Raw genomic sequence first — 16,875 nt, forward strand, 5'->3', positions numbered from 1 at the left:
CTTTGAAAAGCAACCATTCAAAAAACCATTTTGCACAAAACAAGGAAATTAAGACTTGCTTTTGAGCAGATTAACTATAAAATAGCCGACCCTATTAAATAGCAAAACAAGGAGTCAAATATGGGTTACGGTAGTATATTCAGTGCAGATACAGGCTACAGTTTGTTTTCAAGTGGCTATAACTTTCTTACACATAGAAGAACATCACAAATCGTAAACACGCTCTCTTTTATAGGTGCAGCCTATAGTCTTTTGGCAAACTATAATAAATTTAATGAAGTAGTTGGAACATATGCCTTAGATGCTCTAGTTCATGGGTTAAACCTTCTTTTGATGGATTCACAAAATCCTAATGTGATTAAAGCACTAAAATATTTAAACGATGCTCAAATTGCCACTAACTTGGGAGCCATCGGTGGTATTTTTAGCAAGGGCGCTCTTTCTAGCGATTTGATACTTAAAGGACAACTAACAGGAGATGCGTTCACTCATCTTGTTAACCATCTAGCCTTATTAAAAAATGATGCTGAAGCTGGAAATGAGGAGAGTAAAGCACATAAACTTTAATAGTAGCCAGCGGTTTTGGACATTCAAAAGTTGAGGCTGCATTCATGATGTGGCCTTATGCCATTTGAGAAAGATATAAATCCTTCACTGAAAGACTATGACCTCCTGACTCCAACTGCATTAAACCAAAATCCAAAATCATAAAGCTTGACTCACTTGAACTATGCGCGTTATATAACGTATCATCTTCTTTTTAATTTGAGTGTTGCACTACGATTTCATGCTTGAATCAAGACCCATTAGGAGCACGACCATGACAGTTGCGCATTATCCAGCCTCTCTGGTCAGCAGTCAGCTTGTTAATTCGGGATCTATCCTAGTCCCGCAAGGTTACTATCGCTCAAAATTATTTATTGCTCCTTTTTCTACTAATGCTTTAGTTGCAGCAGCCGGTCCTCTACTATCCCTATTGGAACGACTTTGCCTTAGCCCATCGCTTCCTCCTATTGAAAATATTAGAGACAACATTGAGCATGAATTACTGGCCTTTCAAAGCAAGATGGATGCCTCCAAATACCCAGCAGACTTTGCTGCTATTGCCTATTATTTAATGTCCGCTACCATAGACGAAATAATTGGTAAAAATTACATGCGCGTCTATCAGATTACGGCTGAATTTAAAGCGTTTACGCCACTGACGAGTGATGAAGCGCTACCACAACATCGTTTTTTTGAAATTCTTAACTACATTAAAGAGCGACCGAATCAATACCTTGATCTTATTGAATTGGTTTATTTTTTCCTGATTGTTGGTTTTGAAGGCCATTACCATCTCAAGCCTGATGGACGACAGACTTTAGATAATTACATTGAAGATCTTTATCAAATAATTCAACAAAATCGGTTCAATCAACCACGCCGCTTATTTAATGAAAACCCTATCCCCAAAATAGTTAAAAAAAATTATAAAGCGGCGATAATAACGTTAATTTCTGCGGTTGCTGTGGTAGCACTTGCTTTTTTTACCAGCCAATATTTATTGGAAAATAAGGCAAAAACCGTTTTATTTGGACATACCCAACTTGCTCTTCTGGATAGCTAATGGACAATTCGTTACGCGCACTATGTGATGCTATAAAAAAAATACTTTCACAATTAAAGCCACAAAGCAATCCGCTATCTTTTATAGTGATTACCGGTAGAAATGCTCAAGGAAAATCGGCCATATTAAAGCAAAGTAATATGGAAGAAATACCTGTTTTTAGCGAACAACATGCTAAAATTTATTTCAATCAGAAAGGCATCATCATTGAGCTGGGTGAAAATTGGCTGAATAACAGCAAGACCTTATTACAAGCCACGCTAAAGCAATTAAATCGATGCAGCTCACATCTAAAAATTACTGGTCTTGTTTTATGCATTGATGTCAATGAACTACTTATTGCTGAGCCGGGACAATTTGCAGAACATAAAAAAGCACATGTGCAATTGTTGGAGCGGTTTGGGGCCAATCTAAATTACTCGGTCAATCTTGCACTTATCTTTACCAAAATGGATACCCTAGCAGGTTTTACCGAATTTTATCAAGCCGATCACGCAACTGATTTATCGAAACCGCTAGGATTTTCGCTTGATTGTAGAAATGAACTTAAGAAAAAAATAGAGGCTTATTCATTACAATTCAATCAGCTTACCGAACAAATTGGTCAACAAGTAATTAATAAAATGCATCCTGCACGTTCAACAATGAGGCGCAGTCTAATACGGGAGTTTCCATTACAGGTTGCAAGTTTGCGTGCCCCTATCCAAGCACTCATCCAAGGAATTTCACCGAAGCTTTTTAATTTACACTCCATTTACTTTACTAGTGCAGAGCAAGGTGGTGTAAGTATTGATCGGTTAAATAAGAAAATTCAGCATGAATACGCATTGGTAGTACAAGATACATTCCCGCAAGCTACAAATTTCAGGGCTTATTTTGTTGAGGGCGCATTAAAAACCATTCAAGAGCATTGTAGTCAAGTACCACAAGCAAGAAAATTTTCACAAAAACCCATTATTGCAGCGACTGCAAGTATCGCCGGGATCAGTTTACTCCTCTTAAGTTACAACCACTACAAAACAGCTCACCTATTGGATGAAGCAAGTAAAGAATTACTCGCTTACGATGTACTCAATAGTCAAGAAAATAAGGAAAAACAGGCTCTTTACCATTTGTCTAATGCCGCAAAAACGATGAGTCATATTCCAAGTAACTCCTTATCACTACCCACAGTACATCAATTAAAAACTAATTTACACCAAAATGCTCAAAATCGTCTCCATGGTGAATTTTTACCCTCTTTAACTCATGAGCTAGAAGAGGTAATCAACAATCCAGGTAATACTCCGATTGTTCGCTATAATGCGCTGAAAATTTACTTGATGCTTAGCCAACCAGAACATTTTTCAGCGATGCAAGTACATGATTGGTTTGCTAACCGATGGAACAAACAACCTGAAAGTGCTTTAAAGAAACAAATGGCGCTGCTCAAACTTCTATTAAGCAAACCACCAAAAAATATAACCGTGAAACAACAGGTAATTACTGACGCGAGAAATTATTTAAATGCGTTGCCCTCCAGTTATCTTTATTATTCAATCGCTAAAGAGTTATTCCCTACTGCAAAACAAAAAATTGCAATTAACGGTTTTGTATTGGCAACCAGCGAACTTCCGGTTTACTTTACCCGGTCTGGTTTTAATGAGGTGATGCAAAAAATTCCTGATATTAGCCATAATTTACAGAAAGAAAATTGGGTACTTGCACGCAATGATTCGCTCCAATTACAGGAAATGATAACACAAGCCTATTGTTTTGATTACGTCACCTGGTGGCAAACGTTCATGCGTAAGTCACAACCTTTACATTACCAAGATTATCAAGCAGGGCGACAGGTTGTTAAAAGCTTGGAACAATCTCATGCACTGAGTAAAATAATTGGCTTAATTCAACAAGAAACTAAAGCAGATCTAACCGATAATTCATCCCCTTTTAATCATTCTATTGCCAATCAGTTTACCGATTTGAACTTAATGAGCCATTCCAGCACTAAAGAACTTGGCTTAAAGATCGTTGATTTGGAGCGATTTATTTCCACCTTATCCATGATAAATGATGGCGGCAAAACAGCGTTTAATATTATTAGAACACGTTTTGCCAGTGATAGTGCCTCCGATCCAGTAAGCCTGCTTTACAATCAAGCGCGGCAATTACCCGAGCCTTTAAGTACCTGGACCAAACAATTAGCAAGTGATACATGGGGCATTTTAATAAAAGACAGTCGTCAGTATATCAATCAACAATGGCAACAAACGGTTTATAGAGAATTCCAAATGACTATTGCCAGACGCTATCCTTTTGATGCGTCACAGAAAGAAGAAATAGCAATAAATGATTTTAATCATTTCTTTTCTACTCATGGCGCATTAAACACATTTACTGAAAGTTTCGTGAAACCTTTCTTGGACGTTTCCAGTGCCGAGTGGAAACCTAAAGCGGTCAATGATTCGGTACTACCCATAGCGTCAGAAACATTGGATGCGCTCATCCGAGCCAATATTATTACCAATATGTTCTTCCCTGATCATGGTGAAGAAAGCAAAATTGATTTTAGTTTACAAAAAATCAGTCTTGATCCTGTAGTTGCTAATCTAGAACTTGAGATTGGCGGAACCAAATTAACTGATAATCAAGGCAGTGATTCAGTAATTCGTTTTTCCTGGCCGCAACCCAATGCAAAACTTGCACTGGACTCCATTGAAGGCAATCATTATGAACTGGCAGAACAAGGTACCTGGGCCTTATTTAAACTGCTCGAAAAAGTAAATGTTCTGGTTGATGAGCAAGACAGTTCCAGCTTGCAAATTCTCTTTGAAATTAACAGTAATTCAGGGCGTTACTTATTAAAAACAAACAATCAAGTTAATCCCTTCACACCAGGAATTTTAAATGGATTTACCTTGCGTGACTCTATAGTCTAGTTCTGAACCTTGTTAACCACTGCACCTCTTGCCAAACCCGTTGTGAAAGCAAAGTGTGAAAAGACATAGGCGGAAAACCGCGAGTATTTGAGGAGAGAAGCACCTATTCAAGAAACAATCGACTTTCATTGCAGAATTAGAGAAAGGCCTACTTTCCTAAGCTCATTGACGAAGGTTGTTGACCATTTTTAAAAGCGATTGCTTCATTAATCAGTACCTTTGTACTGGAGGCTTCAAAAGATTTATCCCATTTAGGATAGATCCTCATGTATTCTTCTAAAAGATTAAACTCTATATTGCCATACAGATAATTCCTGGTCGCATTTAATACGGATATTTGATCAGAATAGTTTTGAAACCGTGGGTGTTTTTCCTTTTGCTGCTTGCAATAGGTTATTTCATCTTCAATACGATTCACTAAACTCTGAAATTGTGACTCAACGGTATTTTTTGGCGGTGCTTTTAACGAAGCAAAAAGGCCCATACCACCCTTATCTTCTTTTTGATGCTCGGACATAATTATCTCCCTATAATTCAGATACAGTAGCTAATTCAAATCATTATTGCATCGTGTTCAATCCTACTTGAATGAGGCCAAATTTTTAAAATCCATTCAACTTTTTATGGTAATTATAGTTAAAATTTTAACAACAGAGAGGCAGATTCCTTGGATTTCATATATACTCTTTATCTCTATTGAAAAAAGAAAGGTCTATTTTATGCGTACGTTTATTTCCTATTTGCTTATTGCATTATTCAGTTTTGGCCTGCTCGTTAACGAAGCCTCTGCCAAGCGTTTTGGCGCAGGTAGAAGTTTTGGAATACAGCGTTCACAAAACGCCCTGTTTTCCCAAAATAAAGTACAGAAATCAAGTGTTATGGGACAAAGCACCAAAAGTCCAAGCAGATGGGGCGGTTTACTCAGCGGTTTATTAATTGGTGGCTTACTGACCAGCTTATTTATGGGACATGGTCTTACCAGTGGGATCTTGTCATGGATCATTGTAGGTGCGATTATTTTCTTCATTGTCGGTTTTTTCCGCAAAAGAATGCAACCTGGTTTTCAGTCTGGACAAAGCCAAACCAGCTCCTTTAACCAAAATCCCTTCAGTAATTTTACGCAATCGTTCAATAGCAGCAGTGCAGGGGGTTATGGCGATAATGGCGTTGCTGAATATCCTGCAGGTTTTGTACCTGAGGCCTTTTTACGTGAAGCAAAGGTGACATTTAATCGATTACAAGCAGCTTACGATCAAAAGAATCTTCAAGATATGAGTGAGTTCACCGCACCCGAGGTATTTGCAGAAATTAAAATGCAATTGGATGAGCGGGGAGATGCGCCTAATAAAACAGAAGTCATCAGTTTAGACGCTGAATTACTTGATGTTTCAAGACAATCTAATTCTCTAATCGCGAGTGTTCGCTTTACTGGCTCTATTAAAGAAAATGATGAACCAAGCCAGCTTGATGAAATTTGGCACTTTCGTCAATTCCCTAACAGTCCTCAATGGGTTGTGGGTGGGATTCAACAAGACGTATTTCAGCCCTAATAGAAGATGAACCTGGGTATTCTACAAAACCCAGGTCATCCCTCTTCATCCTAGGGTCATTTCCATTGGGTTAAGAGAATTTCCCTTCTCCCTCGAGCCCGTCCTGCGGTATGCTACAAGATATTTCTCTCCTTGAGCACTTGCTAAAACGAGAAGTTACCTCGCTAAGTTCAGGATGACGAAGACAAAGAAGAAAAGGTCTCTCAGGGTGGCTGACGCATTGATTACAGCGACTAGACCTGCACCCGCTGCCCCAGCCAATTGTCACTGAATAGCAAATTCAGGCTAGTAATTTCAATTGGCTCAGGACACTAATTCACAATAAGTGTTTCATCAAATACAACTACTTGATTCCGCCCCCTTTCCTTGGCTTTATATAAAGCCTTATCTGCCTGGATTACAATGCTGTTGATATCATGATTGTTATTAAAAGATGAAATGCCAACACTAATCGTCACATGAACTTTTTGCTCATTCACAGTAAAATAATTTCTGGAAAATTGAAGCCGTAAATCATTACAAATTTTTAGACTGCTTTCCAGATCGGCACCGGGCAATATGATTGCAAACTCTTCCCCGCCATATCGTCCAATAATGTCTCGATTACGTAAACTAACCATGAATAATGAGGCCAGCTTTTTAATTACCAGATCACCAAAGGGATGACCATAGGTATCATTAATCAATTTAAAATGATCAATATCGATCATGATAAAAGACAAAGGTGAGTTCTGTTGTTTCGCTCTAGCCACTTCAATATTTAAACGATTTAAAATACTTGAATGGTTTAATAAACCCGTCAGACTATCTGTAGTCATGTAATAATTTAAAATGCTTGCACGGTTTGATCGTGAGCGTACCGCTGAAACCAAATCATGTGGTGAAACAGGTTTGGTAAGAAAGTCATCTCCGCCCAAACTAATCGCTGCTAATTTTTTATTTTTGTCATCCTCTGTAGAGAGGAAGATAATTGGCATTTTAGTATATCTTCTATCCTTGCGCAGTAACGCAGCAAGCTCCAAACCCGAACACCCTGGCATATAAATATCCATCAACAATAGATCGGGCTGAAATGTTTCAAGCTCTTTTAATAAATTTAATGGATTGGTAATGGCGCGTGTAATCATATCCGCTTGTTTTAAAATCAGCGAATAATATTCAGCAAGTGACTTAGAATCATCCAGAATTAAAATGCGGTATGCTTCATTAACCGTTGAACTGCAATTTATGTTTAATTCTTGTACTAAATACGTTACATCGAGGGGCTTTTGAAAATAAGCCACACACCCGGCACGTATTGCAGTAAGTCGCGGTTCTAAATCAGCATTTGGAACGATACAAAATAATTGAATGGGTGTTTTTTGCTTTTTTTGTATCGCAATCAGTTGATCCAGCGCAGATTTTTTCAAATAATTGGTATCAACAATTATTGCAACAGGTTGTTTCTCTTGAACGGAAATCAATAAAGACCCTATATCATCTATAGGTTGTGCATGGTAGCCAGCGTGTTTAAGATTTTCACTCAGTTCATGAACTAAATCAGTTTCCTGTTCTAAGATGTACACTAATTTATTGTCGGTAAGCTCCGTTACGTCCGTAAAAATGAGTGGTTTTTTTGGAGCCTCTTTAGCCAATGCACTTTTTAACTGGGCAAAAAAAGAATTAATTAGTTCTTGATCCTCATGAGTTAATAGTCCATTAACCAAAATTTCCTTTAATAATATTTCCATCTGGCGTGCTGTCTTACTTAATTCAGTATAACCATAGGTTCCCGCTGAGCCGCACAAACTGTGGACATCGCGATGAAAGGTTTGAAAACCTGCTAAATCCCACTTTTTGAGTAGCGCATGCCATTGGGTCTCTATATTATGAATTTTTTCTGGTAAATTCTTGCTATAGAGAACAAAAAGATCATGTAATTTTTTCTGTATTTTTTCATCCATTATATTTAAACCATGCATTTTTTATTGACGTCGCAAGCGTCAAAGGATCAAAAGGTTTTTTAATGACATCAATTGCTCCAATCGACTTATAATCTTCTATCTCATTATTTTGTATTTTAGCCGTCATAAATATAGCGGGTATTTTTATAAAATTTGGATTCTTACGTAATTCTCGTAAGGTAGTAGGTCCATCCATTTCCGGCATCATGACATCCAACAAAAGCAAATCAGGGATGTATTCCATTGCTTCTTCGAGAATTTTTTTTCCATTAGAACAATACCTCACCGTGAACCCACCAATATCTTCCAAAGCAATTTGGGCAATAGCTCTTATATCCTCTTCGTCTTCAGCATATAAAATCTTTTTAAGTTCTTTATCAGCCATCTTCCTTTCCTTTAATCAATCCCTTAGAGAAGGTTTTTAATCGTATTTAATAAAATTTCATTTGAGGAACTCGATTTAAGCAATGCTTGACTCACATACTTAGAATAATCTTCATTTAATTTGGTATCAGAAAATACAAGAACCGGCGCATGATATTTCGATATCAAAGGAAGAATGTCGGCACCATTTCCATCGGGCAACAATAAATCTAAAATCACTAAATTATATTTCTCATTTTCAAGCCTTTTTTTTGCTTCGTGTAAATTATTCGCAGTTGTAACGTTCGCATGTTTTTCCAGCAGCACTTCTAAAATTTTTTGGGTATCTTTATTATCTTCAACATGCAATATATGAGGTTTGCTTTGGAGGTTATTTTTTTGTATCTTGCTGATTGTGAACAGTAGCTTATTAAAATCTATTGGTTTATCCAACCAATCAACTATTGAAACAGCATCTCCATTGGATAATTCCCTTCCTGTTTCAGCAATGACAGAAAGCACGATAATTGGTAAATTTTTTGTTTTTTTATTGGAGCGCAGTTCTCTAATAAACGAAACTCCATCTTGATCCGGTAATATGAGATCCAACAAGAGCGCATGGTATTCCTGTTTTTCTAACATTTCTCGCGCCTCTTTCGCAGTATTAGCCACCTCCACAAGAAAACCCGCCGATTCTAACAGTAATTTGATGTAATTTGATTGATCACTATCGTCTTCACAAATAAGTAGTCTCTTTCTAGACTCTGGAGCAGCTATTTGATTTTTTTCCTGGCTAATAGGCAATTGGTGTGCTATTGGTAAATCGAAATAAAAGGTAGTAAGATCATTAGGCTTACTCTCAAAACTTAAGCATCCTCCCATTTTTTCAATAATGGTCTTGCTGATGTTTAATCCTAAACCGGTCCCCCCCTTTCCTCGGGTCGTTGAAGAGTCGCCTTGAGAAAATTTTTGAAAAATTCGAGATTGGAATTCAGGTGATATTCCCGTACCCTTATTGGTAATAGAGACACGCACCGATGAATCAATTTGTTGGATCCTTAAGGTAATCTTCTCCTTTTCATAAGAAAATTTACAGGCATTAGAAACCAAATTGGCCAAAACTTGCATTAAACGACCTGGATCAACGGTAACTAAATATTCTTTTTCAGGCGGAATTAATTCAATTTTTACCCCGAACTTATCTGCATACATTTTATTAACATCGATTGATTCCTCAACTATTTCATTTAAGTTGCTTACTTTTAATTCAAAATCCATTTGCCCGGCTTCAACTTTTTCAATATCCAAAATATCATTAATTAACAACAATAGACGCTCACAGTTATTATTTGCTATTTCAAGCAATTTCATTATTTTTTCGGGAAATTTACCCATAACCCCACTTACTAAAAGTCCCAGAGACCCCCGAATAGAAGTAAGTGGTGTACGTAACTCGTGACTCACTATAGAAACAAATTCATTTTTTAGTCTTTCAGTCTGTTTCAAATCAGTAACATCATGGATTACAATCACTGCACCTAAGTTCTTTCCCTCTGAATTGATTATTTTTTGTCCATCAATGACTACATTGCGAATCCCATTATTTTTAATGTGCATCAGGAGCTCAACAGCGCGCACGCGTTCACCATTTAAAGCGCGTTTAAGAGGAAAATCTTCGCGGTCAATGAGATTATTATTGGTAGTGTAAAGACTAAAATAATCCAAGATATTATTGATGTTTTTATTTGACTTGTCTGTGTTGATGTATTTTTGAATCGTATGATTCAAGACAGTAATTCGCCCCTCAGCATTACATGCGATAATCCCATCTTCTAAGTTATCCAGCATTGCATTGAGAAACTCCTTCTCATTTGAGATCGCCGTGACCATTTTTTTGTAATAATTTGATACAGTCAGTGCAAGAGCACAAATCAATCCACTAACTCCTGCTATGAAGAAGGCTAAATAACTAGGTTGTATCGCTGCATTTTCGTTTACCATCACATGGGATAAATTAGGGGTAAATACTGCGGCTGACATCCCTGTATAATGCATTCCACAGATAGCGAGTCCCATGAGCAAGGAACTGATTATTTTTAAATTAAATTGTCTTTTAATTGAACCATAATTGCTTTCTAACGCTAACCAAATAGCAGCTTCTGCGGCAGCAATTCCAATAAGAATAGAAAGAAAAAATAAAGTTGGTAAATAATGAATCGTTACATGAACCTTCATTGCCTCCATGCCCATATAGTGCATACTGGATATAGCAAGACCAACGATTAAGCCACCCAAAGCAAAATGCAATATGGAGTAATCTTTTTTCTGTAGAATAAACAAAGCTAAAGCGGAGGCAAGTATGGCAACAATTAGGGAGGCTGCCGTCCAACTTAAATCATACTCCATGGGCATAGGCATAATAAATGCCAACATGCCAACAAAATGCATGGACCATATTCCTGCCCCCATGGCAAAAGCACCGCCTGCAAGCCAGTAAGTTCGCGCTTGCTTATTTTTTGTAGCACGAAGCCTGCCTACTAGATTTAAAGCCACATAAGAAGCAAAAACTGCGATTATATAGGATAAGATCACCAACTTTACATCATAGTGACCCGTTATTACATCAACCGGAATTGGAGTTGTTTGAAACCATTCAGAAAAAGTGTCCATTATTACTTCCTGTAATAGTAACACAGAGATTAATTATATTTTTTATTTTTGCGGTGAATCACTTAAGGCATTTATTTAAAATGCCCTACTTGATTATAGACCTTTTTGACACTTTTTACGTACAGAAAACTTATTATTGCGTATTCATTTACCTAACAACGTGCCCGCGCGCGGGCACGTTTAAGGATTATAGGTACTGCACATCAATAATTTCGTATTCCACCATACCGCCTGGCGTGTTCACAATGACTGAGTCATCCAACTCTTTACCAATTAAGGCACGACCCATAGGAGAGCTATAAGAGATTTTATTCTGTTTAATATCGGCTTCATCTTCACCAACAATTTTGTAAGTAACTTGCGCATCTGTTGCTATATGACTGACGGTCACTGTTGAACCAAAAACTACTTTGCCATTGTTAGGTAATTTACTGATATCAATAATTTGTGCATGTGATAATTTTGCTTCTAACTCCTGAATACGCCCCTCATTAAAACTTTGCTGTTCCCGAGCAGCATGATATTCGGCGTTTTCTTTCAAATCACCATGAGCTCGTGCTGTAGCAATCGCTTCAACGATGCGAGGTCTATCAACAAATTTTAAACGTTGTAATTCTTCTTTCAGTGCTTCCGCACCTTCTACTGTCATGGGGTGTTTACTCATATCAACCTCAAAAAAATAATTCCCTGGTAATTCTGCTTTTTCTCCAATACAACCAGAGAAAGAGCTTTGCGCAATAAGTTAAGACCTTCACCCAATGATGTCAATTAAGCTTTATACCTAGACCGTATCAGCACGCAGCATAAAACGGGGATGTATCCTTACGATGACAACTTTGCCTAATCCATATTGCATCATTTAGTTGACATTATTGCGCCTTAACCCAGGCTACAATTTTTATGTTCCCTAATGTAAATCCTGTAAGCGGGTTACAGTCTCTCTATCCTCATATTTCATAGCCAAACAAGCCGCTTCAGCGCCTGATAAAGTCGTAGTATAGCTGACCTTGTGTTGTAATGCATTGCGCCTGATTGCAAAAGAATCGGCGATTGCTTGCTTGCCCTCGGTTGTATTTACAATAAAATCAATTTCATTATTTTTTATAAAATCCAAAACGTGAGGTCTACCTTCATTTACCTTAAATACTCTGCGACAATCCACTCCAGCCGCCTGCAAAGCCAACGCCGTACCGCGCGTTGCAATGATTTCAAAACCCAATTCAATCAATCGCTTTGCAATTTCACCGACTCGTGTTTTATCCGCATCGCGCACTGAGACAAACGCACGTCGTCTCTTAGGTATATTAGAACCAGCACCTAATTGTGCCTTAGCGTAAGCTTGTCCAAAACGTCTGGCAATACCCATTACTTCACCGGTTGATTTCATTTCAGGGCCAAGAATAGAATCTACTCCAGAAAATTTGATAAAAGGAAAAACGGGAAGTTTAATTGAATAAAACGAGGGCATATGATGATTTTGACTTAAGCCTTGTTCTTTTAAACTAATTCCCAACTTGCAAAGCGCTGCAATTTTAGCCAAAGGCAACCCTGTAGCTTTGGAAACAAAAGGAACAGTTCTTGAAGCCCTTGGATTGACTTCTAGAACATAAATGTCATCGGCTTGAATCGCAAATTGAGCATTAATTAAACCCACTACGCCTAAACTCAATGCCATTTGACGCATTTGCTCCATTAAATCTTGTTGTACCACCACACTGAGGCTGAAGGGAGGCAACGTACACGCCGAATCTCCTGAATGAATGCCAGCCTGTTCTATGTGCTCCATTACGGCACCAATCAATACCTCCTTCCCATCACAAACGGCATCAATATCTACTTCAATAGCGTCATTTAAAAATTTATCCAACAATACGGGGGAATCATTAGATACAGCCACTGCATGCGAGAGATAATGACGTAAATCCTCCTCTTGATAGACAACCTCCATTGCTCGGCCTCCAAGCACATAGGAAGGGCGAACCACCAATGGATAACCAATCTTATTGGCTAAAGTAATCGCTTCTGCCTCACTACGTACCGTACCATTATCGGGCTGATGTAATTTCAACTCAGTCACCAATTTTTGAAACCGATCTCTATCCTCAGCTCTATCGATGGCATCAGGAGAAGTTCCAATAATTTTAACCCCATTTGCTTCTAAAGCACGGGCTAATTTTAAGGGAGTTTGGCCACCGTAATGAACAATAACTCCATCGGGTTTTTCTACATCGACAATACCTAATACATCCTCTAGAGTCACAGGCTCAAAATATAAGCGATCTGAGGTATCAAAATCAGTAGATACTGTTTCAGGGTTGCAATTGACCATGATGGTCTGACAACCTGCATCTCTAAGCGCCATAGCAGCATGTACGCAGCAATAATCAAACTCAATACCCTGACCAATACGATTAGGTCCCCCACCGAGAATCATAATTTTTTTCTTATGTTTATCGGGGCGAGCTTCACATCGGGTTTCATAACAAGAGTACATATAAGCCGTATCACTGGGGAACTCACCAGCACAAGAATCAATACGTTTATAAACAGGCACAATGCCTAGTTCTTTACGTCGCGTGCGTACTTGCTCCTCGGTGCACGACCAAATTTTAGCCAAATAAGCATCAGCAAAACCACGTCGCTTCAGTAAGCGCAAAGTCACAACATCCACATCGGAGAGTTTTTTACCTGCTATTGACCGTTCCAAGGCAATCAATTCTTCGATTTGCGCCAAAAACCAGGGGTCAACACGACTTTCCTGGTGAATTTCCTCAAGCGACATATTGCTTCTAAATGCATCGGCAATGTACCAGAGTCGATCTGGCGTCGGTTCTCGTAAATGTCCTCTGAGACGTGCTAAATCACCTTTTTGGAATAAAGGATGCAAACCACAACGACCGATTTCTAACCCACGAATTGCTTTTTGTAATGACTCTTGGAAATTGGAGCCGATAGCCATCACTTCCCCTACGGACTTCATTTGCGTCGTTAAGGTATTGGAAGTTTGTGGGAATTTATCGAAATTAAACCGAGGCACTTTAGTCACTACATAATCGATACTTGGTTCAAATGAAGCAGGAGTTTTGCCCCCAGTAATTTCATTTTTTAATTCATCAAGAGTGTAGCCTACAGCCAATTTTGCAGCGACTTTCGCGATCGGGAAACCAGTTGCCTTGGAAGCCAAAGCGGAACTTCGAGAAACTCTGGGGTTCATTTCTACAACCAGCATACGTCCATCTTCAGGATTGACGGCAAATTGTACGTTCGATCCGCCTGTATCAACGCCTACCGCTCTCAACACCTTAATCGCAGCGTCACGCATGCGTTGGTATTCTTTATCGGTGAGTGTCTGCGCGGGAGCCACAGTAATCGAATCACCGGTATGGACCCCCATGGGATCAAAGTTCTCAATGGTACAGACAATAATGCAATTATCATTTTTGTCGCGCACAACCTCCATTTCATACTCTTTCCAACCCAACACAGACTCATCGATTAATAATTCATGGGTTGGTGACAACTCTAAACCGCGCATGCAAATTTCTTCAAATTCTTCTCGGTTATAAGCAATACCGCCCCCACTGCCACCCATAGTAAATGAAGGACGAATAATGGCTGGGTAACCTAATTGTGCTTGCACCTGGATTGCTTCTTCCATACTATGGGCAATTGCCGAGCGTGGCATATCCAAACCAATTTTAATCATCAATTGACGAAATTTTTCTCTATCTTCAGCGCGATCAATTGCTTCACGTGTTGCACCAATCATTTCCACTTGATACTTTGTCAATATCCCTTCACGCACCAGATCCAGCGCACAATTCAGCGCTGTTTGTCCACCCATAGTTGGTAGAAGAGCATCTGGACGCTCAATTTCAATGATCCGTGCTACTTCTTTCCAAGAAACAGGCTCAACGTAAGTTGCATCAGCAAGTTCTGGATCGGTCATAATGGTTGCTGGATTAGAATTTACTAAAATTACCCGATACCCTTCTTCCCTGAGGGCGCGTACAGCTTGGGTACCAGAATAATCAAATTCACAAGCTTGCCCAATTACAATAGGACCTGCTCCGAGGATAAGGATGGATTTAATATCAGTTCGTTTTGGCATATTGACAACAAAAAAGAATAAAATTGACGTATTTTACCTACTTTTGCTTAAAGTTTATACCCTTGAGGAACAATTAACTGTATCGATTGGCTAAAATAATTTGTAATCCCGCTTCAGTTAAGGATAAATATTTATAATGTGGGTCCGCTGTGGTTCGTTCGAGCCATTCATTGGCAATGCATATGTCTGCTAATTTTTGCACCTCTTCTACAGAGACAGGTCTTTGTATTTTTTGAGAAAGCATCGCCGCCGCATCCTCTTCCATACTCAAAAATACTTGATCTCGAGTTGTTCCACGATTTTTCATCTCGTCATAAAATAATCGCAAAATATCAAGTTCATTCATGATCTTGGTCCCTTAAAAGAATCATTTTACCTATCTACAGTATAAGCTTAAATTGTCCTTTTGAGTGATGAATCAAACAAGAAAAAAAGCAATACCCTTTATTTTAGTAATAAGCGGTGGTCCTCTTTGGGCTATAGTTCACCCTATTAACCTGAGCCAAAATTCATTGATTGATGGTTACCTAGAGGAAGTTCAGAATTATCCTGAACTACGGGAGCAAAAAATGCTTGTGACGATAAACCTAGCCCTAAATCTAGTTTTTGCTTTTCTGTTAATCTAATGGACAATGCATTGACTAAAAAGCGAATTTGTACAGCAGCCTCATCTAGCTCTTGGGAGGAGCAATTATCTTTTGTCAGCAGATACCAAATATATCTTGTTTTTTTGCCATTATAATCCCCGGGTTCTTTCAAAAGATCCTTGTTTAGAGGATGAACCGGACTATGTTGCAACCAATTTAACAAATTATCTTTATCGGTAACATAACTGGTTGCAGGGATGTTAAGCCATTTTTGGCCATCCTGATATTGTTTGACCAGCAAAATAGGTGTGTCCACTTCCATATCGACAATCAGCTCATCCTTGATTTGGCTTTTATCATCTTGTTCTAAAGCAACTCGAACTTTTTCCAGCTTGAGTGATAGATCTTGATATTGGGTATGTAACTTTTGTAACAATTCAAATTGCTGTTTCGCCAGGGGAGGCAAAGGATCTTTAAGCTTGGGTAATTCATCAATGAGTCTCTGGATTTGTTTTAATTGATTTTCAGTTAACAATTGAGTGGACGCCTGCCCTTCTTTGCTTTCTAGATCGGGAACATCCAATGGCTTACGGGCTACAGGAACATCCTGCAAGTCCTCAATATTAACGTGTTGAAATCCATTAAAATCGATCTCATTAATTGCGTGCTCTGAGTCTACTCCAGTCCGCAAAGCGCTCTCAGAGGGGATGAGGTTGAAAAGTCGTTGTGACGCTAATGCATCCTCAAAACCGTCCATGCCATAGAGTAGGCCATTTTTAAAACCAACCCAGAATGACTCTAGCATATTAACTACAGTATTGAAGGTTAGATAAACTGCTATCCCTGCCAGGGCAACTACAGTCATTGCAGTGAGTAGCGGAAAAAAAATCAAACCCGTGATTAGTAAATTCGCCCTGTTCGATACTCCCTTATCTTTAAGGGTATACGCCAAATCCATGGGGAGTACGATGAGAGCGGCCACTCCCAAAAAGAGCGCTGCTATTGCATAAAAGGCATTATTCACCAGAACACGTAAAGGTAAAACAGTTGTACCCAACAAGATTGCCAGAAGATGCTTCAGAAGTAACATAAAACGCTTTGATAAGAGTGAGTTAACCAAT

Annotated in this window: 12 protein-coding genes; 4 read left to right on the forward strand and 8 right to left on the reverse strand. The window is 38.7% G+C overall.

Annotated elements, in window-relative coordinates:
* Positions 1-120 precede the first annotated feature (120 nt).
* The 3 genes from EL022_RS00840 to icmF all read left to right on the forward strand — a co-directional run bounded on the left by EL022_RS00840 (position 121) and on the right by icmF (position 4,530).
* Complete coding sequence (locus EL022_RS00840; protein ID WP_028380796.1) at positions 121-567, forward strand: hypothetical protein; 447 nt, start codon at positions 121-123, stop codon at positions 565-567.
* A 253-nt stretch (positions 568-820) separates the two neighbouring features.
* Positions 821-1,609, forward strand: coding sequence for a type IVB secretion system protein IcmH/DotU (gene icmH / locus EL022_RS00845; RefSeq protein ID WP_028380795.1), 789 nt, complete (start codon positions 821-823; stop codon positions 1,607-1,609).
* Positions 1,609-4,530 (forward strand): type IVB secretion system protein IcmF, encoded by a 2,922-nt coding sequence (gene icmF, locus EL022_RS00850; RefSeq protein WP_028380794.1) that lies wholly within the window; start codon positions 1,609-1,611, stop codon positions 4,528-4,530. Before icmH ends, icmF begins: the two co-directional genes overlap by 1 nt.
* 148 nt (positions 4,531-4,678) lie before the next feature.
* On the opposite strand, the gene EL022_RS00855 is transcribed toward icmF, so the two are convergent.
* Positions 4,679-5,047: a hypothetical protein gene (locus EL022_RS00855; protein ID WP_028380793.1), complete on the reverse strand. Its 369-nt coding sequence runs from the start codon at positions 5,045-5,047 to the stop codon at positions 4,679-4,681.
* Between the two features lie 202 nt (positions 5,048-5,249).
* Here EL022_RS00855 and EL022_RS00860 point away from each other — a divergent pair, with 202 nt between their 5' ends.
* Positions 5,250-6,080 carry a Tim44 domain-containing protein gene (locus EL022_RS00860; protein WP_028380792.1) on the forward strand — a complete coding sequence of 277 codons (831 nt, stop codon included), beginning with the start codon at positions 5,250-5,252 and terminating at the stop codon, positions 6,078-6,080.
* A 311-nt stretch (positions 6,081-6,391) separates the two neighbouring features.
* Here the strand turns inward: EL022_RS00860 and EL022_RS00865 are convergent, their stop codons facing one another.
* The 7 genes from EL022_RS00865 to EL022_RS00895 form a co-directional block, all read right to left on the reverse strand.
* A complete protein-coding gene (locus tag EL022_RS00865; RefSeq protein ID WP_028380791.1) occupies positions 6,392-8,023 on the reverse strand; it encodes a diguanylate cyclase in 1,632 nt (543 codons plus the stop codon).
* Positions 8,016-8,408 (reverse strand): response regulator, encoded by a 393-nt coding sequence (locus EL022_RS00870; protein ID WP_028380790.1) that lies wholly within the window; start codon positions 8,406-8,408, stop codon positions 8,016-8,018. The genes EL022_RS00865 and EL022_RS00870 overlap by 8 nt, the downstream gene beginning before the upstream one ends.
* Positions 8,409-8,431: 23 nt before the next feature.
* Complete coding sequence (locus EL022_RS00875; RefSeq protein WP_028380789.1) at positions 8,432-11,056, reverse strand: hybrid sensor histidine kinase/response regulator; 2,625 nt, start codon at positions 11,054-11,056, stop codon at positions 8,432-8,434.
* A 187-nt stretch (positions 11,057-11,243) separates the two neighbouring features.
* A complete protein-coding gene (greA, locus tag EL022_RS00880; RefSeq protein ID WP_028380788.1) occupies positions 11,244-11,720 on the reverse strand; it encodes a transcription elongation factor GreA in 477 nt (158 codons plus the stop codon).
* A 243-nt stretch (positions 11,721-11,963) separates the two neighbouring features.
* Positions 11,964-15,167 (reverse strand): carbamoyl-phosphate synthase large subunit, encoded by a 3,204-nt coding sequence (gene carB / locus EL022_RS00885; protein ID WP_028380787.1) that lies wholly within the window; start codon positions 15,165-15,167, stop codon positions 11,964-11,966.
* A gap of 73 nt (positions 15,168-15,240) precedes the next feature.
* A complete protein-coding gene (locus tag EL022_RS00890; protein ID WP_028380786.1) occupies positions 15,241-15,513 on the reverse strand; it encodes a hypothetical protein in 273 nt (90 codons plus the stop codon).
* A 146-nt stretch (positions 15,514-15,659) separates the two neighbouring features.
* Complete coding sequence (locus EL022_RS00895) at positions 15,660-16,844, reverse strand: hypothetical protein (RefSeq protein WP_051544432.1); 1,185 nt, start codon at positions 16,842-16,844, stop codon at positions 15,660-15,662.
* Positions 16,845-16,875: the final 31 nt, after the last annotated feature.

Origin of the sequence: Legionella cherrii, assembly GCF_900635815.1 — a bacterium.
GTDB classification, from domain to species: Bacteria; Pseudomonadota; Gammaproteobacteria; order Legionellales; family Legionellaceae; genus Legionella; species Legionella cherrii.